Raw genomic sequence first — 26026 nt, 5'->3', positions numbered from 1 at the left:
AGCCGTGCCGATGATCTCGGCGCGCGACATCCGCAAGCACTTCCACGGCACCGAGGTGCTCAAGGGCGTCTCGCTCGACATCGGCAAGGGCGAGGTGATCGCCGTGATCGGCCCGTCGGGTTCCGGCAAGAGCACCTTTTTGCGCTGCCTCAACCACCTGGAAACGATCGACGCCGGCAGCATCGTCATCGAGGGCGAAACGCTCGCTACCACCGACGCCGCCGGCCACTGCCGCTACGCGCCGGAAGCCGAGGCGCGGCGCATCTGCCGCAAGATGGGCATGGTCTTCCAGCAGTTCAACCTGTTCCCGCACCTGACCGTGCTGCAGAACGTCATCGAGGCGCCGCTGACGGTCAAGGGCCTGAGCCGCGACGCCATCGTGCCGCGCGCCGAGGAGCTGCTGCGCAAGGTCGGCCTGATCGCCAAGTGCGGCGCCTATCCGTCGCAACTGTCGGGCGGGCAGAAGCAGCGGGTGGCGATTGCCCGGGCGTTGGCGATGGAACCGGACATCATGCTCTTCGACGAGCCGACCTCGGCGCTCGATCCCGAGCTTACCGGCGAGGTGCTGCGCACGATGCGCCAGTTGGCCGAGGAACGCATGACCATGCTCGTCGTCACGCACGAGATGAGCTTTGCCCGCGACGTGTCGACCGAGGTCGTCTTCATGGATCATGGCGAGATCGTCGAGGCGCGGCCGGCCGCCGAAATGTTCGCCGACCCGCGCCACCCGCGTACCCGCTGCTTCCTCGAGCACATGCTCTGAGCGGCCGCCGGCCGCGTCCGCTCAGAATGCCGAGATGCCGGTCTGGGCCCGGCCGAGGATCAGCGCATGGACGTCGTGCGTGCCCTCGTAGGTGTTCACCACTTCCAGGTTGACCAGGTGGCGAATGACGCCGTAGTCGTCGCAGATGCCGTTGCCGCCGAGCATGTCGCGGGCGTTGCGGGCGATGTCGAGGGCCTTGCCGCAGGCGTTGCGCTTCATCAGCGAGATCAGTTCGGGCGTCGCGCTGCCGTCATCCATCATGCGGCCGAGGCGCAGTGCGCCCTGGATGCCCAGCGCGATTTCGGTCTGCATGTCGGCCAGCTTCTTCTGGATCAGCTGGTTGCTGGCCAGCGGCCGCTCAAACTGCTTGCGCTCCAGCGTGTATTGCCGTGCCGTGTGCCAGCAGGCCTCGGCGGCGCCGGTGGCGCCCCAGGCGATGCCGTAGCGCGCTGAATTGAGGCAGGTGAACGGACCTTTCAGGCCGGCCACTTCCAGGCGGTTTTCCGTCGGCACGAAGACCTCGTCCATGACGATGTCGCCGCTGACCGAGGCGCGCATGCCGACCTTGCCGGCGATGGTCGGGGTCGACAGCCCGGCCATGCCTTTTTCCAGGATGAAGCCGCGCAGCAGGCCTTCGTCGTCCTTGGCCCAGACGATGAGCACATCGGCGATCGGCGAGTTGGTGATCCAGCGCTTGACGCCGGACAGTTTCCAGCCGCCCGGCACGCTGCGCGCCCGGCTGGTGGCGCTGGCCGGATCGGAGCCGGAATCCGGCTCGGTCAGTCCGAAGCAGCCGATCAGTTCGCCGCGGCCGAGCCCGGGCAGGTATTTCTCCTTCTGGGCGATGGTGCCGAACTCGTGAATCGGTACCATGGTCAGCGAGGACTGCACCGAGACCAGCGTCCGCCAGGCCGAGTCGACATATTCGACCTCGCGGGCGATCAGCCCGTAGGACACGTAGTTGAGGCCGGCGCCGCCGTATTGCGGTGGCAGCGTCGCGCCGAGCAGGCCCATCTCGCCGAGGGCGCGATAGATGGCCGGGTCGGTGGTTTCGTTGCGGAAGGCGTCGCGGGTGCGTGGCGCCAGTTCGCGCCGGGCGAAGTCGCGGGCGGCATTGCGAACCTGGCGTTCGTCGGCAGCCAGCTGGCTGTCGAGCAGAAAGGGGTCGTCCCAGGCGAAATTCGGCTTGCTCATGCTTGTCTCCTCTGTTTTTTTGGGGATGGCGGCGGACGGTCGAGCGCCCGCCGTCCGGGGTCAGCTACGTACGTGGCCGTCGCCGAAGACGATCCACTTCTGGCTGGTCAGGCCGTCGAGGCCGACCGGGCCGCGGGCGTGGATCTTGTCGGTGGAGATGCCGATCTCGGCACCGAGGCCGTATTCGAAACCGTCGGCAAAACGGGTCGAGGCGTTGACCATGACCGAGGCCGAATCGACCTCGCGCAGGAAGCGCATCGCCTTCGGGTGGTTGTCGGTGACGATGGCTTCGGTGTGCCCGGAGGAATAGCGGTTGATGTGGGCGATCGCCTCGTCGATGCCGGCGACGACCTTGACCGAGATGATCGGGGCCAGGAACTCGGTGGCGTAATCCTCGTCGCTGGCGGCGACGGTGTTCGGCAGCAGGGCGCAGGTTTCGGCGCAACCGCGGATCTCGACGCCCTTGCCGGCGAGCATGGCGGCGATCGGCGGCAGCAGGGCGGCGGCGACGGCACGGTCGACGAGCAGCGATTCGGCGGTGTTGCAGGTGCCGTAGCGCTGGGTTTTGGCGTTTTCGACGATCTTCAAGGCTTTTGCCGGGTCGGCGTCGGTTTCGAGGTAAACGTGGCAGTTGCCGTCGAGGTGCTGGATCATCGGCACCCGCGACTCGGCCAGGAGGCGGGCGATCAGGCCCTTGCCGCCGCGCGGCACGATGACATCGACGAACTCGCGCATGGTGATCAGTTCGCCAACCGCGGCGCGGTCGGTGGTGGCGACGACCTGCACGGCTTCGGCGGGCAGGCCGGCGGCCAGGAGCGCTTCGTCGATCAGCGCGGCGATCGCGCGGTTGCAGTGGATCGCTTCCGAACCGCCGCGCAGGATCGCCGCGTTGCCCGATTTCAGGCACAGCGCGGCGGCGTCGGCGGTGACGTTCGGGCGGGCTTCGTAGATGATGCCGATGACACCGAGCGGCACGCGCATCTTGCCGACCTGGATGCCCGACGGGCGGAACTTGAACTCGCCCATCTCGCCGATCGGGTCGGGCAGCTTGGCCACCTGCTCGACGCCTTCGGCCATGTTATCGACGCCCTTGTCGGTCAGCGTCAGGCGGTCGACCATGGCCGGTTCCAGGCCGCTGGCACGGGCGGCGGCGAGGTCTTCGGCGTTGGCCGCGAGCAGGGCTGCCTTGTCGCGGCGGATGGCGGTGGCGAGGTGCAGCAGCGCCGCGTTCTTTTCCGCAGTGCTCGCCGTGGCCAGCCGGCGCGACGCGGCGCGGGCCTGGCGGCCGAGGTCCTGCATGTAGTTCTTGATGTCCATGGTCTGTCGTGTTCGGGGCAAAAGAACATTATAGCCAGACAAATTACAGGGAACTTCCGGAACCGGGTAAACTCTTATCCGCGATGACAACAGGGCTTTCCATCGAGGAACAGATGGCCGAAAAACTGATATTGCCCACCGAGGTGAAGGTTTGTGCAACCTGCAGCTACTGGGATGGCGAACGCCAGGTGGACGCTGAAATGAAGCTGGTCGTCGTTTCCGACGAGTGCCAGGGCGAATGCCTGGTCCAGGAAACGAACAAGCCGGGACTGCACGATGTGCGCAAGGAATGCGACTGCATCTGGGAGGATCTCGAGCCGGACGACGACGTCGGGTCGCCGCCGGCCGCCGCCTAGGCTGGCTCAGTCGCCGAGGCGCCAGAAGGCACGGTTGCGGCCTTCGGCCTTGGCTGCATAGAGTGCTGCATCGGCGCCGGAAAACAGCCGCGGATCGACATCGCCGCCCGCCGGAACGATGGTCATCCCGCCCAGGCTGACGGTGATCACCGGTGCCACCGGCGATGCCGGATGCGCGATTGCCAGCGCTTCGATCTGCTGACGGAGTTCGTTACCGATCTGGTAACCCGAGTCGGCGTCGGTTTCCGGCAGCAGCACGGCAAATTCCTCGCCGCCGTAGCGGGCGACCAGGTCGCCCGGGCGGCGCAACAGGCCGTTCATCGCCTGGGCGATGCGGCGCAGCACGCGGTCGCCGGCAGCATGCCCGAGATGATCGTTGTAAGCCTTGAAATGATCGACATCGACGATGGCCAGCGATAACGGTGCGGCATTGCGGGCGCAGCGCCGCCATTCGCTTTCCAGAACCTCGGCGTAACGGCGGCGGTTGGCGATCTCGGTCAGGCTGTCGATCATCGCCAGGTTCTCGAGCAGGTGGCGATGGTGTACCGAGAGCAGGTGATTGCGCACGCGCTTACGGACGATCGACGGGTGGAAAGGCTTGGCGATGTAATCGACGGCGCCGAGGTCGAGCCCGCGTTCCTCGTCGGCTGGCGCATCGAGTGCCGAGATGAAGATCACCGGGATGTGACGGGTCGCGTCGTCGTTCTTCAGCGTCTGGATGACTTCGTGTCCGCTCATGTCGGGCATCAGCACGTCGAGCAGGATCAGGTCAGGCTGCTGCTCGCGTGCCCGTTCCAGGGCCTGATTGCCGTTTTTCGCCAGGATCACCCGGCAATCCTCGTGCAGCAGTTCGGTCAACAAGTCGCGATTCTGCTTTTCGTCGTCGACGACGAGAACCGTCGGGAGGGCGGTCATGCCTTGGTTTTTGTCCATGATTCGCGCAGCGTCTGCAGTTTTTCCAGCGCGGCTTCGTATTCGACGTCGTCGATCAATGCGCTGATCTCCTCGATGATTTTATCATTTTTCTTGTAGCTGGTGTTTTTCTCCAAGGCCGTGCGCAGTGCGCAAAAAGCGCTTTCACTGCTGGCACTGGCGCTGCGCAGGTCGTTTTCGAGTTCCGCGAAGAGTTGCTCGGGGGCTGACCCGCTTTCCTCTTCGGCCGGCGGTGGCGGTGCCGGCAAGCCGGCGAGGCTGGCGAGCAGTTCGTTCAGGCAGCGCTCGAGTGCATGCTGGGCCGTGGCCAGGGCTTCCCGGTCGCTATCCGGTGCGGCCAGCAATTGCTCGAGGCGGCGTGCCTGTTCGGCCAGCGGGCCGGCACCCAGCGCGGCACCGACTGACTTCAGCGAGTGCGCCAGCCGGCGCGCTTCGGCGGTTTCGCCTCGGGCCAGCGCGGTGGCAATGGCCTGGCAGCTGCCGGCAAAATCGCGGCGGAAGGCGTGCAGCGATTTGAGATAGAAGGCTGGACGGTTGAGGTGCAGGGCCAGGCCACGCTCCTGATCGATACCGGCGAGCGCAGGCAGGTCGCCGGCCCCCTCGCCGTCGGTGGCGCTGCTTGTCTCACCGAGCGGCGGCAACCAGCGGGCGATCTCGTCATAGAGCAGGCGCGGCATGATCGGTTTGGTCAGGTGCGCATTCATGCCGGCGGCGCTCGACTGCTCATGATCCTCGCGCGTTGCGTGTGCGGTCATCGCGATGATCGGCAGGTCCCGGAAGCGCTCGTCGGTGCGAATCTGGCGGGCGGCGGTGAGACCGTCCATGACCGGCATCTGGATGTCCATGAGGATCAGCCGGAAGCTTTCGCGTTCGAGCGCAGCCAGCGCTTCGTTACCATCGCCGGCGGTGGCGACGCTGAGCCCGACTTTCTGGAGCAGGGCGACGGCGATGGTCCGGTTGACCGGAATGTCTTCGACCAGCAGGACCCGTTCGCCCGACCAGCGCGGCAGCGTCGCCGACGGGCGTGTGTCGGCGACCGCCGGGGCCGGCTCGGGGGCAGCGTCGAACCAGGCGCTGAAGCGGAAGCGGCTGCCGTTGCCGGGGTGGCTATCGACTTCGATCTCGCCGCCCATCAGTCCGACCAGCTGGCGGCAGATGGCCAGGCCGAGGCCGGTGCCGCCGAAGCGCCGGGTGATGCTGCTGTCGGCCTGGCTGAACGGCGAGAACAGTTTGTCCAGCTGTTCGGCGGAAATGCCGATGCCGCTGTCGTCGACCGTGAACGCGATGCCGATGCGCGCGTCGTCGGCGGCGGCAATGCGACTGGCGGTGACCGTGATGCCGCCGCGCTCGGTGAACTTGAGCGCATTGCCGACCAGGTTGATGAGTACCTGGCTGAGGCGCAGTGCATCGCCCTGGAGGCGTTGCGGCAGCGCCTCGCAGCCGGTGAAGCTGAGCGTCAGCCCCTTGCTGCGGGCCTTCAGCGAAAACAGCCCGGCCACCGAGCGGAATACCGCCGCCAGCTCGAACGGGGCTTTTTCCAGCGTCAGGCTGCCGGCTTCGATCTTCGAGTAGTCGAGGATGTCGTTGATGATGCCGAGCAGCGATTCCGACGACTGCACGACCTGTTCGAGATATTCGCGCTGCTGGGTGGCCAGCGGCGAGTCCACCAGCATGTGGCTGAGGCCGACGATGGCGTTCATCGGCGTCCGGATTTCGTGGCTCATCCGGGCCAGGAAGTCGGACTTGGCGCTACTCGCCTGGCGTGCCTCGGCAGTCGCCTGCTGCAGTTCGGCGGTGCGCCGGGCGACCATGGTTTCCAGCGATTCGCGGTAGTTGGCAAGTTCGCGGTCGCGCATCTGCAGCGAATCGAGCATCCGGTCGAAGCTCTGGCCCAGGCTGCCGATCTCGTCGCTGCGCTGGGTCGCGATCCGCTCGTCGAGCAACGCGTCGTGCGAGATCCGGTTGGCCAGGTCGTCGAGCTTCTCCAGCGGCGCGGTCAGCCGGCCGACCACGTAGCGCGTCAGCAGGAGTGCGCCGGTCAGCGCCAGCAGCAGGAGCAGCGCCGTCTCGTTGATCGTCTGGCGCATCGTCGTGTGGTACTGGGCCAGCGACACCTGCAGTTCGATGCGGCCGCCGGCGGTGGTCTGGCCGTCGAGGCGGATCGGTTCGCGGACCAGCAGGTAGCCATCGGCGAACAACTGGCTTTCGTCGCCATCCGGAAAAGCCGGGCTGCTTTCGCCGGGGCGATGGTACTCGCCGAGGATGGAACCGTCGGCGAGCATGACGCGGCCGGCGACGATGGCCGGGTTGACCGCCAGCGATTCGAGCAGGCGAGCGGCTTCGCGGCGGTCGGAGAAGGCCGTCGCGGCCTGCAGGTTGCTGGCCAGGAGGCGGGCCTGGGCGGCCATCGAACCGGCCCACTGCGATTGCAGCAGGTGCTTCTGCTGGGTGAACACCAGCACGAAGACCATGCCGACCACGGTCAGCAGGAACAGGAAGGAGAGCGCGACCAGCTTGTTGCGGATGGTCGGCGCCGGCATCAGCTGGGCGAACAGGCGCTGGCCGCTCATGGCTCGATGACCCGCGCCAGGCGCAGCAACTGCGCGTTGAATTCGAAGCCGCGGGCCTGTGCGGCCTGGCGATTGACGACGATGCCGACGCGGGCGCCTTCGAGCGGCAGTTCGATCATGCCGCCGGCCCGGGCGAAGCCGGGAATGTCGGAGACCGTGACCAGCGCCCGGGCGGCGCTGCGCTCCAGCCAGCTGCCGAGATTGCCGGCTTCGCTGCGCGGAATGAACAGCAGGTGGCAGCTGCCCAGCTCGAACGGTGGCAGGCGGACCTCGGCATGCGGCGTGTCGTTGTCGATCTGGGCAAGGGCGGCACCGAACGGGTTGCGTCCGGCGACGCACAGCACGGTCGGCTTTGGCGCGGGGACGCCGCCCGGCCAGTAAACGAACTGGGCAAGGCGGACGAAGAGCACCGCCTTCATGCCGTACTCGGTCACCTCCTGGGCTGGCGCAGCCAGCGGCCAGAGCGCCAGCAGGAGCAGGCGCGCGCGTCGGAGGCAGGGGCGGCTGGTCACGAGGCGGATCAGAAGCGGTATTCGAGGGTGCCCATCAGCGTTCGCGGCTGCTGCGGCACGGCCTGCATGACGACGCCCGACGACGAGGTGTGGGCCGCGTGATAACGCTTGTCGAACAGGTTGTAGATGTCGACATAGAGCGACAAGCGTTCGTCGGCCAGCTTGTGCAGGCCGACGTGCAGGCTGGCCAGGGCGTAGGCGTCGGTCTTCTTGACGCGGTCGTTGGCGGCCCGGTTGATCGCGCCGGTGGTGGTCTCGCCGATCCACTGCAGGCGCGGCGTCAGCGTCAGCCAGTCCTGGTAGCGCAAGGTGACGCCGAGCTTGAGCTTGTGCCGGGCGATGTTGATCTGTTCGAGCCTGGGGCCATCGTTGACCTCGCGGAAATAGCCTTCGACATAGCTGTAGCTGCCCCAGAAGTCGGCGGTCCAGGCGCCGCCGAGGTGGCTTTGCCACTGCGGGATCAGGTCGATGCCGCGATAGCGGTCGCTGCCGCCGTTCTGCTTCGAATCGGTGGCGGTCAGCGTGGCGCCGGGGATGTACTGGATCGGCGTGGCGTTGGCGCGGGTGATGATGACGTTCTCGACCGCGGTCTGGTAGGCGTTGGCAATCAGGTTGAAGGTCCGGGTCGGGCGCCAGTCCCAGGTCAGCGACAGGGTTTTCGATTTTTCCGGGCGGAGGTCGGGGTTGGGGGCGCGGAAGGTGCCGATCGGGTTGCCGCCGCCGTCGAAGCTGCCGAAGGCGCTGTAGCTTTCTTCCGGCGACGGCGCCCGGAAGGCCTCGCCGTAGAGCAGCTTGAGGAAGTTGCCGGCGCGCGGTTGCCAGACCAGGCCGAGGCGCGGATTGGTGCTGCCGCCGTAGGTCGAGTACCAGTCGTGGCGCAGGCCGGCGACCGTGGAGAAATCGGGGCGCCACTGCGCCTGCCATTGCAGGTAGCCCGACCAGCTGCGGTAGCGGGCCTCGAAGATCTGCAGCGGCAGGCTGGTATTCGGGTAGTTCATGCCCTGGTTGGCGGGTGATTTGCCGGTGTCGTAGGGCTGCGGCAGGTCGGGCGTCTCGATTGCCCGGTAATCGCGGTAGCCGAGGCCGGCCTGCAGCGTGTGGGCGTCGTTCGGGCGCCAGCTGAGGTTTTGCTCGATTCCGGCACGTCGACCGTAAGCGTAGTCGTAGCCGTGGTTCTCGAAGTCGGTGAAGATGTTGATGTAGCGGCTTTTCGGGTCGAGCTGGTAGCGCGAGTGGTCGACCAGCGTCTCGCTGCTCAGGGTCGGCGACAGGTCGGCGCGGTAGCGGGCCTGCCAGGTTTCCAGCGTGGTGTCCCAGTAGGCGCTGTCGAGATAGAGGACGCTGGCCGGGCGGTCGCCGGTGCTCGACAGGCTGCGGAAGCGGTTGCGGTAGAAGCCGAGCGTCAGGCGCTCGCCGACGTCGACGCGCAAGTACTGGCTCTGGCTGCTGATCCCGCCTTTATAGTCCTCGCGCTGGTCGGCCGGGACGACGATGCTGCCGCCGAAGGTGCGCGCCGCGACCTTGGCGAAGTCGCGCGGGTAGTAGTCGTCGAGCGGGGCGCGGTCGCTCCTCTGGTCGTGGGCGCCGGCGGTGATGCCGACGCCGCCGAACTTGCCGCTGACCAGGAAGTCGCCGTCGAGCGAGCCGAAACTGCCGGCGCCGACGGCGAACTTGCTACCGGCTTCGCCCCCCTTGTCGGTGATGATGTTGATCACGCCGGCGACGGCGTCGGCGCCGTAGAGCGCGGCGGCCGGGCCGTAGAGGATTTCGACCTGGCGGGCGAAGTGCAGCGAGAAGTTGTCGGCGACCGGGATCTTGCCGCCGGCCGGGTGGTCGATGCGGACCCCGTCGAGCAGGATCAGCAGCTTGTTGTTGCCGGCGTTGCCCTGGAAGACGAAATGGTTGAACTGGGTGGACCGGGTGCCGCGCTGGAAGTCGACGCCGGGCAGGTCCTCGAGCAGGTCGGCGAGGTTCTTGTAGCGGCGGTCGCGCATCTGTTCGCGGGTGATCACGATGATGTGCGCCGGCGTCTGGGTGCGGGCCTCGGCGCGGCGGGAGGCGGTGGTCACCGGGGTGGCGATCAGCTCGTCGAGCGACAGCGGCAGCAGCGGCAACACGTCGTCGGCCGCCTGCAGCGGCGCCAACGCGAGCAGCGTCAGCGCGGCGGCGATGGCGCGGCGGTCGATGCGAAACATGGAATTTCCCCCGGTATTTTTCCCCGGGTGAAGCTTACACGCGATTTCTTGCGTCAGCCTTACCGGGCTGGCATAGGGAGAGGCCGAGGCGGAGGAACTCCTCCCACAGGTCGCCCTGGCCGATGCCCTTGATCAGGCGGTCGATCCGCCCGGCGTGCCGGAGCGCCGCCTCGAGTGTCACGGTCGACAGGCGTTGCAGGGCTTTTTTCACCGGCAGCTGGCGCGGGCCCCAGACCTTGGCGTCCTTGAGCAGTCCGTCGACCGGGCGGCCGGCGTCGAGGCCGGCGCGGATCGTCGCCAGCGCGCGGATTTCCTCGCTCATCGCCCAGAGCACCAGGGGCGGCGCCTCGCCTTCCTGCATCAGGCCGTCGAGGGTGCGCGCCAGGCGGCCGATGTCGCCGGCCAGCAGCGCCTCGCGCAGGCCTTCGATGTCGTAGCGGGCGACGTTGAGCACCGCTTCGCGGACCTGTTCGTGGGCCAGCTTGCCGGCCGGATAGAGCAGCGCCAGCTTCTGGATTTCCTGGTGGGCGGCGAGCAGGTTGCCCTCGACCCGTTCGGCGATGAACTTCAGGCTCTCCGGGTCGGCGCTCTGCTGCTGCCGGCGCAGGCGACCAGCAATCCAGCCGGGCAGTTCGGCGAGCGGCGGGGCATTGAGCTTGACGGCGACGCCGGCGTTGGCCAGCGCGGTGAACCAGGCAGCCTTTTCCTCGCGCCAGTCGAGTTCGGGCAGGGTCACCAGCAACAGGTTGTCGGGCGACAGGTTCTGGCACCACTGCTGCAGCGCCGCGCTGCCTTCCTTGCCCGGCTTGCCGGCCGGGATGCGCAGGTCGATCAGCTTGCGGTCGCCGAACAGCGACAGGTTGCCGCCGGCAGCGAGCAGCTGGCCCCAGTCGAACTGCGGCAGCACAGTGAGCACTTCGCGCTCGCTGTAGCCGTTGCTGCGTGCCCGGGCGCGGATCGCGTCGGCGGCTTCGATGACCAGCAGCGGCTCGTCGCCGTAGAGCACGTAGAGCGGGCGCAGCTCGCGCTCGAGGTGCGCCGCCAGTTGCTCGGCCTTGAGCAGCATCAGTCGTCTTCCTGCTCGGGGTCCTTGGGCTTGGTCAGGCTCAGGCGGCGCATGATCTGGTTGACCAGGTCGTTGTTCATGTCGCGCCAGAGCAGGCCTTCCTCGATGTCCTTGGTGAGCACGCTCGAGTCATCGAAGCTGATGTCGCGGCTGAGTGCGATGCGGTTCGGGGCGACGATCTCGCGGCCCTTGCCGTCAACCAGCCGGAAGCTGTAGTTCAGCTGCATCCGGTATTCGCGCACGCGGCCCTGGGCGTTGACGCTGAGGATGGTCTTCTGGCGGTTGTCGCCCAGCTGCTGGAAGACCGCGTCGGCAGCCTTGGGGTCGTCGACCAGGCGCGTGTCGCCGGTGGCCTTGATGTAGCGCTCCAGCCAGATCCTGACTTCGGCGGTTTCCGGCAGGGCGATGTGCATCGTCTTGTACGGCAGCTGGCCGCTGCCCGAGCCACGCAGGTGGAAGCCGCAGCCGGCCACCAGGGCGGCGACCAGCAGGGCCAGCAGGAAGCGGAGCGGGAGGCGGGGCAGCGGGCGCATGCGGTTTTCCTCAGACGACGATATTGACCAGGCGGCCGGGGACGACGACGACCTTCTTGGCCGGCTTGCCTTCCATGAACTTCTGCGCGTCCGGGTTGGCCAGCGCGGCGGCTTCGATGCTCGCCTTGTCGGCCTCGGCCGGGACGCGGATCGCACCGCGCAGCTTGCCGTTGACCTGGACGACCAGCTCGATCTCGTCCTGCTTGAGGGCGGCCGGGTCGGCTTTCGGGAAAGCCGAGCTGCCGGCATCGGCACCCGGCTTCAGTTCGGCGTAAAGGGCCTGGCCGATGTGCGGGACGATCGGGAAGAGCAGCAGCACGGCGCTTTCCAGGACTTCCTGGGCGAGCGCGCGGCCGGCGGCATCGGCGAGGTCGCACTTGTCGTAGGCGTTGAGCAGTTCCATGACGGCGGCGATCGCCGTGTTGAACTGCTTGCGCCGGCCGTAGTCGTCGGCGACCTTGCCCATCGTCTGGTGCAGCTTGCGACGCAGGTCGGCCTGCACGGTCGACAGCGTTTTTTGCTCGATTTTCGCGTCGACCGTGCCCGACTGGACGTGGTCGTACACGGTCTTCCACAAGCGGCGCAGGAAGCGGTAGGCCCCCTCAACGCCGGCGTCGGACCATTCCAGCGACTGGTCGGGCGGGGCCGCGAACATCATGAACAGGCGCGCGGTGTCGGCGCCGTACTGCTCGATCAGCGACTGCGGATCGACGCCGTTGTTCTTCGACTTCGACATCTTCTCGGTGCCGCCGATGATCACCGGCTGGCCGTCGGCCTTGAGCGTGGCGCCGGTCGGGCGGCCGCGCTCGTCGGTGACGACATCGACCTCGGCCGGGTTGAGCCACAGCTTCTTGCCGTTCTCGGCTTCGCGGTAGAAGGTCGGGGCGACGACCATGCCCTGGGTCAGCAGGTTGGCGAAAGGCTCGCCGAGGTCGCCGATCAGGCCGACGTCGCGCATCAGCTTGGTGAAGAAGCGCGAGTACAGCAGATGCAGGATGGCGTGCTCGATGCCGCCGATGTACTGGTCGATGCCGCCCTTGCACCAGTAGGCGACGCGCTCGTCGACCATGGCCGTGGCGTTGTCCGGGCAGGCGTAGCGCAGGAAGTACCACGACGACTCGAAGAAGGTGTCCATGGTGTCGGTTTCGCGCCTGGCGTCACCGCCGCATTTCGGGCACTTGCATTCGTAGAACTCGGGCATCTTCGCCAGCGGCGAGCCGGCGCCGGTGATCTCGACGTTCTCCGGCAGGACGACCGGCAACTGGTCATCGGGCACCGGCACGTCGCCGCAAGTCGGGCAATGGATGATCGGGATCGGGCAGCCCCAGTAGCGCTGGCGGCTGATGCCCCAGTCGCGCAGCCGGAACTGGGTTTTCTTCTCGCCCAGGCCCTTGGCGGCGAGGTCGGCGGCGATGGCGTCGACGGCGGCTTCATAGCCGAGGCCGTCGTACTTGCCGGAATTGACCAGCTTGCCCTTGACCTTGTCGGCGTAGGACTCGGCCCAGGCCTGGTCGCTGAAGGTTTCACCTTCGACGGCAACGACTTGCTTGATCGGCAAGTCGTACTTCAGCGCAAACGCGAAGTCGCGCTCGTCGTGCGCCGGCACGGCCATCACGGCGCCGTCGCCATAACTCATCAGCACGTAGTTGCCGACCCAGACTTCGACTTTCTCGCCGGTCAGCGGATGGCTGACGTAGATGCCGGTCGGCATCCCCTTCTTTTCCATCGTCGCGAGGTCGGCTTCGGCGACGCCGCCCTTCTTGCATTCCTCGATGAAGGCGGCGAGTTCCGGGTTGCTGGCGGCAGCCTTGGTGGCCAGCGGATGCTCGGCGGCGACGGCGACGAAGGTGACGCCCATGATGGTGTCGGCGCGGGTGGTGAACACCCACAGCTTTTCGTCAGGATTGTCGGCGAGCGGGAAGGCAAAGCGGACGCCGGTGCTCTTGCCGATCCAGTTCTTCTGCATCAGGCGGACCTGTTCCGGCCAGCCCGGCAGGTTGTCGAGTTCGGCCAGCAGTTCCTCGGCGTAGGCGGTGATCTTCATGTAGTACATGGGGATCTCGCGCTTCTCGATGAGCGCGCCGGAACGCCAGCCGCGGCCGTCGATGACCTGTTCGTTGGCGAGCACGGTGTGGTCGACCGGGTCCCAGTTCACGGTGCCGAGCTTCTTGTACACCAGGCCCTTTTCATAGAGACGGGTGAACAGCCATTGTTCCCAGCGGTAGTACTCGGGCGTGCAGGTGGCGAACTCGCGTTCCCAGTCGATGGCGAAGCCGAGCGACTTGAGCTGCGTCTTCATGTACGCGATGTTCGAGTAGGTCCACCCGGCCGGGGCGACGTTGTTGGCCAGCGCGGCGTTCTCGGCCGGCATGCCGAAGGCGTCCCAGCCCATCGGCTGGAGCACGTTGTAACCCTGCATCTTGTGGAAGCGCGAGAGCACGTCGCCGATGGTGTAGTTGCGCACGTGGCCCATGTGCAGCTTGCCCGACGGATACGGGAACATCGACAGGCAGTAGTACTTGGGTTTGCTGGCGTCTTCGACGGCGCGGGCGGCACCGGTTTCATCCCAGTGTTGCTGGGCGGCGCGCTCGAGGTCGGCCGGGGTGTATTTTTCCTGCATGGGCATGGGGTTCTGGCTGAAATGCGTCGTTCAAACCGCCGATTATAGCGGTTGCGCGGCCGGGTTTCGGCCCCGGTTTTTCAGCGAATCCGACGGTCGACCGTCGGAACCGGGCGTTTTTCCCGGATTCGGGGTTCGGTTCCCCGGGGCGGCGGTGCGACCTGCTGCCCCGGGCCGGACGTCAGCGACGCCCGGTCAGGCGGCTTTTTTTTGGCCGACCATGTCGTTCCAGGTGTTCTGCCAGCAGCGATAGGCATTCTGCGCGGCCATCAGCGAGAGCAGCGACATGCGCGTCTGGTGACGCCACATCCAGGTCAGCTGCGGCGCCGGGTCGAGGCGGTCGCTGGCGATCGCGCCGGATTCTTCCTCGACGATGGCGAGGAAACGCTGCACGGCAAGGCCGCAGAATTCGGCGCCGGCCGACTGGCCGCTCAGGTATTCGGCTTCGCTGACCGCGCGACGCCACAGCTTGAGTGCCAGCTCTTCGCTGATGCCGGCCTTCTTGGCGATCCACGGAAGGATCTTGGGCGCTTGCATGTTGTTCATGATGTTCTTCCTTCTCTGTCGTGGCGGTGACCACTCGCTGTAAGACTGCCTTGTGGGCAAAAAGTTTTGTGCAGTGCAATATATTTTTCGCCAGTATACTTTTTACCGTCCTGGCGGTCAGTAAGGGATAACACGTATCCGATTGTTGCGTTGCACAATCGCAACACGCCGCGCCGCCCCGGCTGCGGGCAAAACCGGGGCGGCGTTGTACACTGGCAGGCTGTTTCCGCGAACCGCCCACACCATGTCCGACCTGCTCGCCAACCTCAATCCTCCCCAACTGCAGGCAGTGACGCTGCCGCCGGTGCATGCGCTGATCCTGGCCGGTGCCGGCAGCGGCAAGACGCGCGTGCTGACGACGCGGATCGCCTGGCTGATCTCGACCGGGCAGACCGGCCCGCACGGCGTGATGGCGGTGACCTTCACCAACAAGGCGGCCAAGGAAATGACCGCGCGCCTGTCGGCACTGCTGCCGATCAACGTGCGCGGGATGTGGATCGGCACCTTCCACGGCCTGTGCAACCGGCTGCTGCGCGCGCACTACCGCGAGGCCGGCCTGCCGCAGACCTTCCAGATCCTCGATTCGGCCGACCAGCTGGCGATGGTCAAGCGCCTGTTGAAAAACCTCAATATCGACGACGAGAAGTATCCGCCGCGCGAGTTGTGCCATTTCATCAACGCGCACAAGGAGCAGGGCGTGCGCGCCGGCCAGGCCGAGGTGTACGACCACTACACGCAGAAGCGCGTCGAGATCTACGCCGAGTACGAGGCCCAGTGCAATCGCGAGGGTGTCTGCGACTTCGCCGAGCTGCTGCTGCGCTGCTTCGAGCTGCTGCAGCGCAACGAGCCGCTGCGCACGCATTACCAGCAGCGTTTCCGGCACATCCTGGTCGACGAGTTCCAGGATACCAACAAGCTGCAGTACGCCTGGCTGCAACTGCTCGCCGGCGGCGGTGCCCGGCTCTTCGCGGTCGGCGACGACGACCAGTCGATCTACCGCTTCCGCGGCGCCGAGGTCGGCAACATGCGCGACTTCGAGCGCGACTACTGCGCCGACAACATCATCCGCCTCGAGCAGAACTACCGCTCGCACGGCAACATCCTCGCCGCCGCCAACGCCATCATCAAGTACAACCGCGAGCGCCTCGGCAAGAACCTGTGGACCGACGCCGGCGACGGCGAGCCGATCCGCGCCTTCGAAGCCTATTCGGACATCGATGAAGCGCGCTTCATCGTCGACGAGATCCGCGAACTGGTCCGCGACGGCGTGCCGGCGACGCAATGCGCCATCCTCTACCGTTCGAACGCCCAGTCGCGCGTGCTCGAACACGAGCTGTTCACCAAGGGCGTGCCCTACAAGGTCTATGGCGGCCTGCGCTTCTTCGAGCGCCAGGAAGTCAAGCACGCGCTCGCCTACCTGCGCCTGCTGGGTAACCCGGACGACGACACCGCGTTTCTGCGCGTCGTGAACTTCCCGACCCGCGGCATCGGCGCCCGTTCGCTGGAAAACCTGCAGGCCGCCGCGCACCAGATGAACTCCAGCCTCTACAACGCCGCCGCCTCGCTGACCGGCAAGGCCGGCCAGACCGTCGGCGCCTTCATCCGCCTGGTCGAGACGCTGCGCCAGGAGACCGAGAAGCTGCCGTTGCCCGAGATCATCGAGCATGTCGTCGAGAGGTCCGGCCTGGCCCAGCATTACCGGCTGGAGAAGGAAGGCCAGGAGCGGCTGGAGAACCTCGACGAACTGATCAACGCCGCCGCCACCTTCGTCGACGACGAAGGCGCGATCGGCGAAGGCGGCGCGCTCGCTTCATTCCTCGCCCACGCTTCGCTCGAATCCGGCGAGCACCAGGCCGGCGAGGGCCAGGAAGCGGTGCAGTTGATGTCGGTGCACGCGGCCAAGGGCCTGGAGTTCGACGTCGTCTTCATCAGCGGCCTCGAACAGGGCCTGTTCCCGCACGAGAACGCGGTCAGCGAGGGACGCGACGGCCTGGAGGAAGAGCGCCGGCTGATGTACGTCGCGGTCACCCGCGCCCGCCAGCGGCTTTATCTCTCGTGCGCGCAGACGCGGATGCTGCACGGGCAGACGCGCTATTGCACGGCCTCGTCCTTCTTCGACGAGATTCCGGAAGAACTGCTGCTCAAGCTCAACAAGAAGGCCGCGGCCCCGGCGCCGACCTGGGGCGGCTACGCCGCCGCCAGCAGCGAGCCGGTGGCCGGCGGGCTGCGCGTCGGGCAGAGCGTCGAGCACGCCAAGTTCGGCCTCGGCGTCATCGTCGCCACCGAGGGGCGCGGCGCCGATGCGCGGGTGCAGGTCAATTTCGGCGGCGGTGCCGGCATGAAATGGCTGGCGCTGGAATATGCCAAGCTGACGCCGGTTTGAGGCCGGCGTTTTTGCCCGGATTTTACGGTCGACCGTCGAAAAGCCCCGATTTCCGCCGCCCCGCGCTAGATCGCCGGCGGCCGCGGTGATACCCTCGGCATCTTGACGACGACAGGGTTTTCCCGAAGACGCATGATGGCGAAAATCAAGGCTGGCCTACTTTCCTTACGCGACCTCTTTGCCACCGCCTGGTGGATCTTCCTGATCGCCGGCATCGGCTTCGTCGTCGCCTACCAGTTCGTCGAGCCGGCGCCACCGCGCCACGTGGTCATGACCAGCGGCGGCGAGAGCGGCGCCTACCATCACTTCGCCAAGCGCTACGCGGCGATCCTCGCCCGTGCCGGGATCACGCTCGAGGTGCGCACCTCGGAAGGCTCGCTGCACAACCTTGAGCGCCTGAAAAGCGGCGAGGCGCAGATCGGCTTCGTCCAGGGCGGCGTCATCCAGCCGCCGCCCGACCTCGGTCTCGACGAAGAGCCTGACAACTTCGGCCTGGTCTCGCTCGGCAGCATGTTCTACGAGCCGGTCTGGGTCTTCTACCGCGGCCCGACCATCAGCCGCCTGGCCGACCTGCGCGGCAAGCGCATCGCCATCGGCCAGGAAGGCTCCGGCGTGCGCCAGCTGGCGCAGCGGCTGCTGACCGACAACGAGGTCGATTTCGCCCGCAACACGGTCGCCATTTCCGGCCTCGACGCCGCCGAGGAACTGCAGCAGGGACGCATCGACGCCGCCTTCGTGATCGCCGCCGAGCACGCGCCGGTGGTCCAGGTGCTGCTGCGCTCGCCGGGGGTCAAGCTGATGAACTTCTCGCAGTCCTTCGCCTACGAGCGCCGTTATCCCTTCCTGACCCGGCTGACGATGCCCAAGGGCGTCGCCGACCTGGTCCGCGACCTGCCGCCGGAAGACACCCGGGTGCTGGCGCCGACGGCCAGTCTGGTGGTCAGCGAGGATCTCCACCCGGCGCTGCAGAACCTGCTGCTGCAGGCGGCGCGCCAGGTCCATGGCAAGCCGGGCTTCTTCCAGACGGCGAACGAATTTCCCGCCTACATGGACGGCATGCTGCCGCTGTCCTCCGAGGCCGAGCGCTTCTTCAAGGCCGGTCCGCCCTTCCTGCAGCGCTACCTGCCGTTCTGGATGGCGGTGCTGGTCGACCGGCTGATCGTCCTGCTGGTCCCGGTGATCGCCCTGCTCATCCCGCTGCTGCGGGTGGCACCGGCGCTCTACAGCTGGCGCGTCCGCTCGAAGGTGTTCCGCTGCTACGGCGAGCTGAAATTCCTCGAGGACGACCTCAAGAACCACTACGATCCGGCCCGCCTCGCCGAATACCGGCAGCGTCTCGACGCGCTCGACGAGGAGGCGGTCGGCCTGCACGTGCCGCTCGGTTTCACCGACCTCGTCTATACGCTGCGCGAGCACGTGAACCTGGTACGCAACATCCTCGACAAGAAGGAGCTGTCGGCATGAAGGGCTTCCTCGTCGCCAATCCCAAGGGCGGGTCGGGCAAGAGCACGCTGGCCACCAACCTCGCCGGCTACTTTGCCCATCGCGGCCACGACGTCATGCTCGGCGACATCGACCGCCAGCAGTCGGCGCGCGAATGGCTGGCGACGCGGCCGTTCGAGCTGCCGACCATCGAGACCTGGGCGATCGGCCACGACAACGTCGCCCGGCCGCCGAAGGGGACCACGCACGTCGTCCTCGACACCCCGGCCGGCCTCGGCGGCAAGCTGCTCGACAAGGTACTCAAGCTGTCCACGCGGGTGATCGTGCCGGTGCAGCCGTCCACGTTCGACATGCGCGCCACCCGCCACTTCCTCGAGGCACTGCTCGACGAGAAGGCGGTGCGCAAGGGCCGCGCCGACGTCGCCGTGATCGGCATGCGCGTCGATGCGCGCACCCGTGCCGCCGGCGAACTCGAACGCTTCCTCGCTTCCTTCGAGCTGCCGGTGCTGGCCTACCTGCGCGACACCCAGGTCTATGTCCAGGCCGCCGCCGCCGGCATGACCCTGTTCGACCTGCCGCGCTCGCGGGCCGAGCGCGACCTCGAACAGTGGCAGGCGATCCTCGACTGGGTCGAGCGCTGACCGGAGTCGCCGCCATGCTCAAATACCTGTTGCTGATCGCCCTGGCCCTGGTCGTCTGGTGGGGCTGGAAGAAGCGCCGCGCCGCCGCCGATGCCGCCGCGGCACCGCCGCCGGCCCGCTCGCCGGAGGCGATGGTCCGCTGTGCCCATTGCGGCGTCTACCTGCCGGCCAGCGATGCCGTCGCCGATGGCGAGCGCCACTACTGCAATCCGGCGCATCGCGACGCCGCCCGCCGCCGGGGCTGACGTGCAGGGCTGGCTGACGGCGACCTGGGAGCCGAACTGGCGCTCCTTCCAGTATTTCATCCTCTACCGCCTGCTCCTCGGCGGGCTCTGCCTGCTCGTCCTGTTCTTTCCCGGTGACTGGAACCAGCGCCTGAGCCTGCTGCCTTCGCCGATGCTGTTCGCGCTGGCTGGCGCCTACCTGGCGGCGACGCTGGCCGGGCTCGGCCTGGCGCATTTCTGGCGCCAGCATTTCAATCTCCAGCTGTCGTTCCAGGTCGGCGTCGACGTCGTCGTCATCAGCATGCTGATGTACATCGCCGGCGGCGTCGGCAGCGGTTTCGGCCTGCTCCTGCTGATCTCGCTGGCGGCTGCCAGCCTGGTCGGCCAGGGCCGCCTGGTGCTCTTCTACGCGGCGCTGGCGACGCTGGCGGCGCTGGCCGTGCAGGCACTGCTGATCGTCGCCCGCGACCTCGATCCGGGCAGCATCGTCCAGGCCGGCTTCATTTCCGCCGGCTACTTCGCTACCGCCATCCTCGCCCGCCTGCTCGGCCAGCGCATCATGATCAACGAGGATCTGGCCCGCCGGCGCGGAATCGCGCTCGACAACCAGATCCGGATCAACCAGCGCGTCGTCGAGCGGATGCAGGACGGCGTGCTGATCGTCGGCCGCGACGGCACGATCGTCCGCCACAACCCGATGGCCGCCCGCCTGCTCGGCCTGCCGGCAACGGCCGGCAACCTCGGCGCGCAGGCGCCGACGCTGGCCGCGGCGCTCGGCCACTGGCTGGCCGGCGGCGGCGACGACAGCATCATCCTGGCCGGCGCCGGCAGTGCCGAACTGGGCGCGCGCTTCGAGTCCACCGCCAGTTCCGAGGGCGAGGTCCTGGTCTTCCTCGAGGACGTCGGCCGGGTCAAGGAGCAGGCCAAGCAGCTCAAGCTGGCGGCGCTCGGCCGGCTGACCGCGAGCATCGCCCACGAGATCCGCAACCCGCTCTCGGCCATCGGCCACGCCGCCGAACTGCTCAAGGAGGAGCGGCGCGGCGAGATCTTCGAGCGCCTGCTGCGCATCATCGGCGACAACACCGCGCGCCTCGACCGCATCGTCGGCGACGTCCTCGAACTCGGCCGGCAGAAGCAGGCGCAGGTCGAAACCATCGAATTGCGCGAGTTTCTCGGCAATTTTGCGGTCGACCTGCTGGGCAACGAAAATCTGCCGGCGGCGACGATCGCCCTCGACGCACCGGCCGGCCTGGCCATCAGCTTCGATCGCTCGCACCTGCAACAGGTCCTGTGGAACCTGGTCGGCAACGCGCTGCGCCATTCGTCGCGCGGCCCGGCCGCGGTGCGGCTGACGGCGCAGGCGGCGGCGAGCGGCGGCTGGGTCGAGCTGCATGTCGTCGACGACGGCCCCGGGGTGCCGGCCGAACTGCGCGACCAGGTCTTCGAGCCGTTCTTCACCACGCATACGCAGGGTACCGGCCTCGGCCTGTTCATCGCCCGCGAGCTGTGCGTCGCCAACGGCGCCACGCTGGTACTCAAGGCCGCTGCCGGCGGCGGCCATTTCATTGTTTCCGGGAGAAGCGATTGGTGTCTGTTACCCGTAGCGAGCGGCGACCCCGCAGCGAACTGAACCGCGTCCTCGTCATCGACGACGAGGCCGACATCCGCGAACTGATCGACCTGACGCTGTCGCGCATGGGCCTGGCCGCGGAGTGCGCCGGTTCGGTCGCCGAGGCGAAGGCGGCGCTGGCCGCCGGCAGCTTCCAGCTGTGCCTGACCGACATGCGCCTGCCCGACGGCGAAGGCCTGGAGATCGTCCGCTACATCGGCGAAAACCACCCGCGCCTGCCGGTCGCCGTGATCACCGCCTGGGGCAGCGCCGAGAACGCCGTCGCCGCACTCAAGGCCGGCGCCTTCGACTACCTGGCCAAGCCGGTCGGCCTCGAACAATTGCGCGCCCTGGTCCGCTCGGCGCTGCGCCTGCCCGAGGGCGTTGCCGAAAACGACGAACTGCGGGCCTTGACCGGCGAGTCGCCGAGCATGCAGCAGGTCCGGGCGATGATCGAGAAACTGGCGCGCAGCCAGGCGCCGATCTACATTTCCGGCGAATCCGGTTCCGGCAAGGAGCTGGCGGCGCGCCTGATCCACGCGCGCAGCGCGCGCAGCGCCGGGCCCTTCGTCCCGGTCAATTGCGGCGCCATTCCCGAGAACCTGATGGAGAGCGAGTTCTTCGGCTACCGCAAGGGCGCCTTCACTGGCGCCGACAGCGACCGTGACGGCTTCTTCCAGGCTGCCAGCGGCGGCACGCTGTTCCTCGACGAGGTCGCCGACCTGCCGCTGGCGATGCAGGTCAAGCTGCTGCGGGCGATCCAGGAAAAGCGCGTGCGCAAGGTCGGCAACGTCACCGAGGAGCCGGTCGACCTGCGCATCATCTGCGCCACCCACCGCAACCTGCGCGAGCGGGTCGAGCAGGGCAGCTTCCGCCAGGATCTCTATTACCGGCTGAACGTCATCGAGCTGCGCATGCCGCCCTTGCGCGAGCGCCTGGAGGACATCGCGCCGCTTGTCGACAGCTTGCTCGGCAAGCTCTGCGGCGACGGCCATCCGCGCTTGTCGCCGGCGGCGATCAAGGCGCTGCAGCTGTATTCCTTCCCCGGCAACGTGCGTGAACTGGAGAACATCCTCGAGCGGGCGACCGCGCTCTGTGCCGGCGATCTGGTCGAGCCCGACGATCTCCACCTCGAGCCCGAGGACGGGGTCGGCGGCGATCTGCAGGGGCGCGGCAGCGAGACGCTCGACGACTACCTCAACCGCCTCGAGCGGCAGGCCATCCTGGAAGCGCTGCAGAAGACCGAGGGCAACCGCACCGCGGCGGCGCGGCTGCTCGGCGTCACCTTCCGCTCCTTGCGCTACCGGCTGGAACGGCTGGGCATCGAATGAGTGCGGCGTGGGCTGAAAATGGCTGGTTGTTGACGGTCGACCGCAAGATTTCGCCAAATTTCGGCGAGCGGCCGGCCGGCGTCGAGGTTTCGCTGGTGGTCGTGCACAACATCAGTCTGCCGCCCGGTGAATTCGGCGGCGACTGGGTCGAGGATTTCTTCCTCAATCGCCTCGATGCGACGGTCCACCCCTATTTTTCCGAGATTTCCGGGCTGCAGGTGTCGGCGCATTTCTACGTCCGGCGCGACGGCCGTGTCGTCCAGTTCGTCGGCTGCGACCAGCGCGCCTGGCATGCCGGCCAGTCGACCTGGTGCGGGCGCGGCAACTGCAACGACTACTCGGTCGGCATCGAGCTCGAGGGCTGCGACGAGCAGCCCTTCACTGCGGCCCAGTACGCGGCGTTGTGGCGCCTGGTCGACGCCTTGCGCCAGCGTTATCCGATCACGGCGATCGCCGGCCACAGCGACATCGCGCCGGGGCGCAAGAGCGATCCCGGGCCGCATTTCGACTGGCCGGCGCTGGCCGCCCGCTACCCCGACCTCGACTTACCGCCCGAAGTGGCGGCGTAGGCGCTCGACCGCCTCGGCCAGCCGGTCGACGCCGGTGGTGTAGGCGAAGCGGATGTACTTTTCCGGCGCGTTAGTGCCGAAATCCAGCCCCGGCGTCGCGGCGACGCCAGCCTCCTCCAGCAGTTCGCGCGCCAGCGCGAAGCTGTCGGCAGCCACCGCCGAGCAGTCGCAGTACAGGTAGAAGGCGCCTTCCGGGCGGGCGACGACGGCGAGGCCGATGCCTTCCAGTGCCGGCGCCAGGAAGTCGCGGCGACGGCGGAACTCGGCCCGCCTTTCCTCAAGGATGGCGATCGTTTCCGGCTGGAAAGCGGCAAGCGCCGCGTACTGCGCCGGCGTCGACGGACAGAGGACGAGGTTCTGCGCCAGCTTCTCGACGTCGCGCACGAAGGCCTCGGGAATCACCATCCAGCCCAGCCGCCAGCCGGTCATCTGGAAATACTTGGAGAAGCTGTTGATCACCCAGATGTCGTCGCCGGCGGCGCAGGCGGTCGGCGCATCGGTCTCGTAGGTGAGGCCGTGGTAGATCTCGTCAACCAGGAAGTGGCCGGCGCGGGCGCGACAGACGTCGGCCAGCGCGGTGATCTCCGGCAGCGTCAGCAAGGTGCCGGTCGGGTTCGCCGGTGAGGCGACGAGCAGGCCGGCGGTGTTTTCGTTCCAGGCCGAGGCGACTTGTGCCGGCGTCGGCTGGAAGTTGCTCTGGGCGCCGACCGGGATGGCGACCGGGCGGCCTTCGTAGGTGCGCAGGATGTGCCGGTTGCACGGGTAGCCGGGATCGGCGAGCAGCCACTCGTTGCCGGGGTCGGCGAGGCAGGCGAAGGCCAGGTTGAGGGCGCCGGAAGCGCCGTTGGTGACGGCGATGCGCGCCGCCGGCACGGCGACGCCGTAGCGCTGACGGTAGAAATCGCTGATCGCCTGGCGCAGCTCGGGCAGGCCGAGCGCCTGGGTGTACAGCGTTTTTCCGCGGTTCAGGGCGTCGACCGCGGCATTGACGATCGGCGCCGGCGTCGCGAAATCGGGCTCGCCGACTTCCATGTGGATGATGTCGCGGCCTTCGCTTTCCAGCTGGCGGGCGCGGGTCAGCAGTTCGACGACATGGAAGGGGGCGATGTCGGCGAGGCGTTGGGCAGAGCGCAGCATGCAGTTCTCCAAAGTAAAACGGCCACCCGCGGGTGGCCGTTCGATTATCGCTCAGGCGATGTTCAGGCAGCGTCCTTGAAGATGCCCATTTCGAACAGTTCGCGCTTGAGCACGAGTTCGCGCGGCATCTTCTCGCCCATCTTGTCGAACCACTCCTTGTGGCCGGCCAGTTCGGCCTTCCAGGCGTCGCCGTCGATCGAGGTCAGGGCTTCGAAGTCGTCCTTGTTGATTTCCAGGCCGGTCCAGTCGATGTCCTCGAACTTCGGCATCCAGCCGAGCACGGTTTCCTTGGCCGCGACCTTGCCCTTGCAGCGGTCGACGATCCACTTCAGCACGCGCATGTTGTCACCGAAGCCCGGCCACATGAATTCGCCCTTCTCGTTCATGCGGAACCAGTTCACGCAGAAGATCTTCGGCGTGGCATCGACGGTCTTGCCCATCTTCAGCCAGTGGTTGAAGTAGTCGCCCATGTGGTAGCCGCAGAAGGGCAGCATGGCGAACGGGTCGCGCCGCACGACACCCTGCTGGCCGAAGGCGGCCGCGGTGGTTTCGGATCCGAGCGTGGCGGCCATGTAGACGCCGTAGTTCCAGTTGAAGGCCTGGTACACCAGCGGCACGGTGGTGGCACGACGGCCGCCGAAGATGAAGGCAGAGATCGGCACGCCGGCCGGGTCTTCCCAGGCCGAGTCAACCGACGGGCACTGGTTGGCCGGGGCGGTGAAGCGCGAGTTGGCATGCGCAGCCTTGCGGCCGGCCTTGCCGTCTTCCGGCGTCCAGTCCTTGCCCTGCCAGTCGATCAGGTGCGCCGGGGCTTCCTTGGTCAGGCCTTCCCACCACACATCGCCGTCGTCGGTCAGCGCGACGTTGGTGAAGATGATGTTTTCCTTGAGCGTGGCCAGGGCGTTGTAGTTGGTCTTCTCGCTGGTGCCCGGGGCGACGCCGAAGAAGCCGGCTTCCGGGTTGATGGCGTAGAAGCGGGTGACGCCGTCGGCATCGACGCGCGGCTTGATCCAGGCGATGTCGTCGCCGATGGTGGTGATCTTCCAGCCATCCAGGGTCTTCGGCGGGATCAGCATGGCGAAATTGGTCTTGCCGCAGGCCGACGGGAAGGCGGCGGCGACGTAGGTCTTTTCACCTTCCGGCGACTCGACGCCGAGGATGAGCATGTGTTCGGCCAGCCAGCCCTGGTCGCGCGCCATGTTGGAGGCGATGCGCAGGGCGAAGCACTTCTTGCCGAGCAGGGCGTTGCCGCCGTAGCCGGAACCGTAGGACCAGATTTCGCGGGTTTCCGGGTAATGCACGATGTACTTGACGGTCGGGTTGCACGGCCAGGCCACATCCTTCTGGCCGGCTTCGAGCGGCGCGCCGACGGTGTGCACGCAGGGAACGAATTCGCCGTCGGTGCCGAGCACGTCGAAGACCTTGGCGCCCATGCGGGTCATCGTGCGCATGTTGACGACGACGTAGGCGGAATCGGAGATTTCAACGCCGATGTGGGCGATCGGCGAACCGAGCGGACCCATCGAGAACGGGATGACGTACATCGTGCGGCCCTTCATGCAGCCCTTGAACAGGCCGTTCAGGGTTTCGCGCATCTTGGCCGGTTCTTCCCAGTTGTTGGTCGGGCCGGCGTCTTCCTTGTTGGCGGAGCAGATGTAGGTGCGGTCTTCGACGCGGGCGACGTCGGAGGGGTCGGAGAAGGCCAGGTAGGAATTTGGGCGCTTCTGTTCGTTGAGCTTGATCAGCGTGCCGGCTTCAACCATTTCCGCGCACAGGCGGTCATACTCCTGCTGCGAGCCGTCGGCCCAGTAGATGCGGTCAGGCTGGGTCAGTGCGGCAATCTCGGCGACCCATTGTTTAAGGCCTTCGTGTTTGACGTAGTCGGGGGCGTTCAGCGGTGCGGTCATGGCGGTTTGTCTCTCTCTAAGGTACTGAAATAGCAAAGTTTCACGCCAGTCGCCGGGAGCTGCCACCAAGACTGCGAGCGGCTGGAGGCCGTCGGCTGGGAAGCCCGTAATTATGCCTGAGATAAGGGTAAATAGCTACTTGACTTTTTTCGACTAAGTGATGTCCGAAATGCCATG

General features: G+C 67.0%; 21 protein-coding genes. 9 read left to right on the top strand and 12 right to left on the bottom strand.

Annotation, left to right across the window (positions count from 1 at the left end):
- Positions 1-10 precede the first annotated feature (10 nt).
- Positions 11-763, top strand: coding sequence for an amino acid ABC transporter ATP-binding protein (locus tag DFR40_RS07360; RefSeq protein WP_211329753.1), 753 nt, complete (start codon positions 11-13; stop codon positions 761-763).
- Positions 764-784: 21 nt separating this feature from the next.
- On the opposite strand, the gene DFR40_RS07355 is transcribed toward DFR40_RS07360, so the two are convergent.
- Positions 785-1957, bottom strand: coding sequence for an acyl-CoA dehydrogenase (locus DFR40_RS07355; RefSeq protein WP_121457830.1), 1173 nt, complete (start codon positions 1955-1957; stop codon positions 785-787).
- Between the two features lie 60 nt (positions 1958-2017).
- The gene (locus DFR40_RS07350) at positions 2018-3274 is read right to left on the bottom strand and encodes a glutamate-5-semialdehyde dehydrogenase (protein WP_121457829.1); all 1257 of its coding nucleotides are present in this window, start codon (positions 3272-3274) and stop codon (positions 2018-2020) included.
- 113 nt (positions 3275-3387) lie between these two features.
- Here DFR40_RS07350 and DFR40_RS07345 point away from each other — a divergent pair, with 113 nt between their 5' ends.
- Positions 3388-3630 carry a hypothetical protein gene (locus DFR40_RS07345; RefSeq protein WP_121457828.1) on the top strand — a complete coding sequence of 81 codons (243 nt, stop codon included), beginning with the start codon at positions 3388-3390 and terminating at the stop codon, positions 3628-3630.
- Between the two features lie 6 nt (positions 3631-3636).
- On the opposite strand, the gene DFR40_RS07340 is transcribed toward DFR40_RS07345, so the two are convergent.
- From DFR40_RS07340 to DFR40_RS07305, 8 genes are all read right to left on the bottom strand, one after another.
- The gene (locus DFR40_RS07340) at positions 3637-4545 is read right to left on the bottom strand and encodes a GGDEF domain-containing response regulator (protein ID WP_121457827.1); all 909 of its coding nucleotides are present in this window, start codon (positions 4543-4545) and stop codon (positions 3637-3639) included.
- Entirely contained in the window at positions 4542-7133 is a 2592-nt protein-coding gene (locus DFR40_RS07335; protein ID WP_121457826.1) for an ATP-binding protein, read from the bottom strand. The genes DFR40_RS07340 and DFR40_RS07335 overlap by 4 nt, the downstream gene beginning before the upstream one ends.
- Complete coding sequence (locus DFR40_RS07330) at positions 7130-7645, bottom strand: YfiR family protein (protein WP_121457825.1); 516 nt, start codon at positions 7643-7645, stop codon at positions 7130-7132. Before DFR40_RS07330 ends, DFR40_RS07335 begins: the two co-directional genes overlap by 4 nt.
- 8 nt (positions 7646-7653) lie before the next feature.
- The gene (locus DFR40_RS07325) at positions 7654-9840 is read right to left on the bottom strand and encodes a TonB-dependent receptor plug domain-containing protein (protein WP_245985631.1); all 2187 of its coding nucleotides are present in this window, start codon (positions 9838-9840) and stop codon (positions 7654-7656) included.
- A 34-nt stretch (positions 9841-9874) separates the two neighbouring features.
- Complete coding sequence (gene holA, locus DFR40_RS07320) at positions 9875-10906, bottom strand: DNA polymerase III subunit delta (protein ID WP_121457824.1); 1032 nt, start codon at positions 10904-10906, stop codon at positions 9875-9877.
- Complete coding sequence (locus DFR40_RS07315; protein ID WP_121457823.1) at positions 10906-11439, bottom strand: LPS-assembly lipoprotein LptE; 534 nt, start codon at positions 11437-11439, stop codon at positions 10906-10908. Before DFR40_RS07315 ends, holA begins: the two co-directional genes overlap by 1 nt.
- A 10-nt stretch (positions 11440-11449) precedes the next feature.
- Positions 11450-14059: a leucine--tRNA ligase gene (gene leuS / locus DFR40_RS07310; RefSeq protein WP_121457822.1), complete on the bottom strand. Its 2610-nt coding sequence runs from the start codon at positions 14057-14059 to the stop codon at positions 11450-11452.
- Between the two features lie 195 nt (positions 14060-14254).
- Positions 14255-14605 (bottom strand): hypothetical protein, encoded by a 351-nt coding sequence (locus DFR40_RS07305; protein WP_121457821.1) that lies wholly within the window; start codon positions 14603-14605, stop codon positions 14255-14257.
- 244 nt (positions 14606-14849) lie between these two features.
- Here DFR40_RS07305 and DFR40_RS07300 point away from each other — a divergent pair, with 244 nt between their 5' ends.
- The 7 genes from DFR40_RS07300 (at position 14850) to ampD (ending at position 22805) form a co-directional block, all read left to right on the top strand.
- Positions 14850-16988 carry a UvrD-helicase domain-containing protein gene (locus DFR40_RS07300; RefSeq protein WP_121457820.1) on the top strand — a complete coding sequence of 713 codons (2139 nt, stop codon included), beginning with the start codon at positions 14850-14852 and terminating at the stop codon, positions 16986-16988.
- 135 nt (positions 16989-17123) lie between these two features.
- Positions 17124-18452 carry a TAXI family TRAP transporter solute-binding subunit gene (locus DFR40_RS07295; protein ID WP_245985630.1) on the top strand — a complete coding sequence of 443 codons (1329 nt, stop codon included), beginning with the start codon at positions 17124-17126 and terminating at the stop codon, positions 18450-18452.
- Entirely contained in the window at positions 18449-19072 is a 624-nt protein-coding gene (locus DFR40_RS07290; protein ID WP_121457818.1) for a ParA family protein, read from the top strand. Before DFR40_RS07295 ends, DFR40_RS07290 begins: the two co-directional genes overlap by 4 nt.
- A 14-nt stretch (positions 19073-19086) precedes the next feature.
- Positions 19087-19317: a PP0621 family protein gene (locus DFR40_RS07285; protein ID WP_121457817.1), complete on the top strand. Its 231-nt coding sequence runs from the start codon at positions 19087-19089 to the stop codon at positions 19315-19317.
- Complete coding sequence (locus tag DFR40_RS07280; protein ID WP_121457816.1) at positions 19259-20926, top strand: two-component system sensor histidine kinase NtrB; 1668 nt, start codon at positions 19259-19261, stop codon at positions 20924-20926. The genes DFR40_RS07285 and DFR40_RS07280 overlap by 59 nt, the downstream gene beginning before the upstream one ends.
- Positions 20884-22236 (top strand): sigma-54-dependent transcriptional regulator, encoded by a 1353-nt coding sequence (locus tag DFR40_RS07275; RefSeq protein WP_121457815.1) that lies wholly within the window; start codon positions 20884-20886, stop codon positions 22234-22236. Before DFR40_RS07280 ends, DFR40_RS07275 begins: the two co-directional genes overlap by 43 nt.
- Complete coding sequence (gene ampD / locus DFR40_RS07270; RefSeq protein WP_121457814.1) at positions 22233-22805, top strand: 1,6-anhydro-N-acetylmuramyl-L-alanine amidase AmpD; 573 nt, start codon at positions 22233-22235, stop codon at positions 22803-22805. Before DFR40_RS07275 ends, ampD begins: the two co-directional genes overlap by 4 nt.
- Here ampD and DFR40_RS07265 read toward each other — a convergent pair.
- Together DFR40_RS07265 and DFR40_RS07260 are read right to left on the bottom strand one after the other, a co-directional pair.
- Positions 22782-23942, bottom strand: coding sequence for a pyridoxal phosphate-dependent aminotransferase (locus tag DFR40_RS07265; RefSeq protein WP_121457813.1), 1161 nt, complete (start codon positions 23940-23942; stop codon positions 22782-22784). The two genes, ampD and DFR40_RS07265, sit on opposite strands and share 24 nt — an antisense overlap.
- A gap of 62 nt (positions 23943-24004) precedes the next feature.
- On the bottom strand, positions 24005-25849 hold the full coding sequence (locus DFR40_RS07260) for a phosphoenolpyruvate carboxykinase (GTP) (RefSeq protein ID WP_121457812.1): 1845 nt from the start codon (positions 25847-25849) through the stop codon (positions 24005-24007).
- Between the last annotated feature and the right edge of the window lie 177 nt (positions 25850-26026).

The organism is Azonexus fungiphilus, from assembly GCF_003634965.1.
In the GTDB taxonomy this organism is placed as follows: Bacteria; Pseudomonadota; Gammaproteobacteria; order Burkholderiales; family Rhodocyclaceae; genus Azonexus; species Azonexus fungiphilus.
The sequence above is the reverse complement of the archived record's forward strand: the minus strand, read 5'-3'. Positions and strand labels throughout refer to the sequence as shown.

What these genes read in the sequence shown, in the direction of transcription:
- DFR40_RS07360 (WP_211329753.1), top strand. Translation starts at nt 11, where the DNA reads ATGATCTCGGCGCGCGACATCCGCAAGCACTTCCACGGCACCGAGGTG.
- DFR40_RS07355 (WP_121457830.1), bottom strand. Translation starts at nt 1,957, where the DNA reads ATGAGCAAGCCGAATTTCGCCTGGGACGACCCCTTTCTGCTCGACAGC.
- DFR40_RS07350 (WP_121457829.1), bottom strand. Translation starts at nt 3,274, where the DNA reads ATGGACATCAAGAACTACATGCAGGACCTCGGCCGCCAGGCCCGCGCC.
- DFR40_RS07345 (WP_121457828.1), top strand. Translation starts at nt 3,388, where the DNA reads ATGGCCGAAAAACTGATATTGCCCACCGAGGTGAAGGTTTGTGCAACC.
- DFR40_RS07340 (WP_121457827.1), bottom strand. Translation starts at nt 4,545, where the DNA reads ATGACCGCCCTCCCGACGGTTCTCGTCGTCGACGACGAAAAGCAGAAT.
- DFR40_RS07335 (WP_121457826.1), bottom strand. Translation starts at nt 7,133, where the DNA reads ATGAGCGGCCAGCGCCTGTTCGCCCAGCTGATGCCGGCGCCGACCATC.
- DFR40_RS07325 (WP_245985631.1), bottom strand. Translation starts at nt 9,840, where the DNA reads ATGTTTCGCATCGACCGCCGCGCCATCGCCGCCGCGCTGACGCTGCTC.
- holA (WP_121457824.1), bottom strand. Translation starts at nt 10,906, where the DNA reads ATGCTGCTCAAGGCCGAGCAACTGGCGGCGCACCTCGAGCGCGAGCTG.
- DFR40_RS07315 (WP_121457823.1), bottom strand. Translation starts at nt 11,439, where the DNA reads ATGCGCCCGCTGCCCCGCCTCCCGCTCCGCTTCCTGCTGGCCCTGCTG.
- leuS (WP_121457822.1), bottom strand. Translation starts at nt 14,059, where the DNA reads ATGCAGGAAAAATACACCCCGGCCGACCTCGAGCGCGCCGCCCAGCAA.
- DFR40_RS07305 (WP_121457821.1), bottom strand. Translation starts at nt 14,605, where the DNA reads ATGAACAACATGCAAGCGCCCAAGATCCTTCCGTGGATCGCCAAGAAG.
- DFR40_RS07300 (WP_121457820.1), top strand. Translation starts at nt 14,850, where the DNA reads ATGTCCGACCTGCTCGCCAACCTCAATCCTCCCCAACTGCAGGCAGTG.
- DFR40_RS07295 (WP_245985630.1), top strand. Translation starts at nt 17,124, where the DNA reads ATGGCGAAAATCAAGGCTGGCCTACTTTCCTTACGCGACCTCTTTGCC.
- DFR40_RS07290 (WP_121457818.1), top strand. Translation starts at nt 18,449, where the DNA reads ATGAAGGGCTTCCTCGTCGCCAATCCCAAGGGCGGGTCGGGCAAGAGC.
- DFR40_RS07285 (WP_121457817.1), top strand. Translation starts at nt 19,087, where the DNA reads ATGCTCAAATACCTGTTGCTGATCGCCCTGGCCCTGGTCGTCTGGTGG.
- DFR40_RS07280 (WP_121457816.1), top strand. Translation starts at nt 19,259, where the DNA reads ATGGCGAGCGCCACTACTGCAATCCGGCGCATCGCGACGCCGCCCGCC.
- ampD (WP_121457814.1), top strand. Translation starts at nt 22,233, where the DNA reads ATGAGTGCGGCGTGGGCTGAAAATGGCTGGTTGTTGACGGTCGACCGC.
- DFR40_RS07265 (WP_121457813.1), bottom strand. Translation starts at nt 23,942, where the DNA reads ATGCTGCGCTCTGCCCAACGCCTCGCCGACATCGCCCCCTTCCATGTC.
- DFR40_RS07260 (WP_121457812.1), bottom strand. Translation starts at nt 25,849, where the DNA reads ATGACCGCACCGCTGAACGCCCCCGACTACGTCAAACACGAAGGCCTT.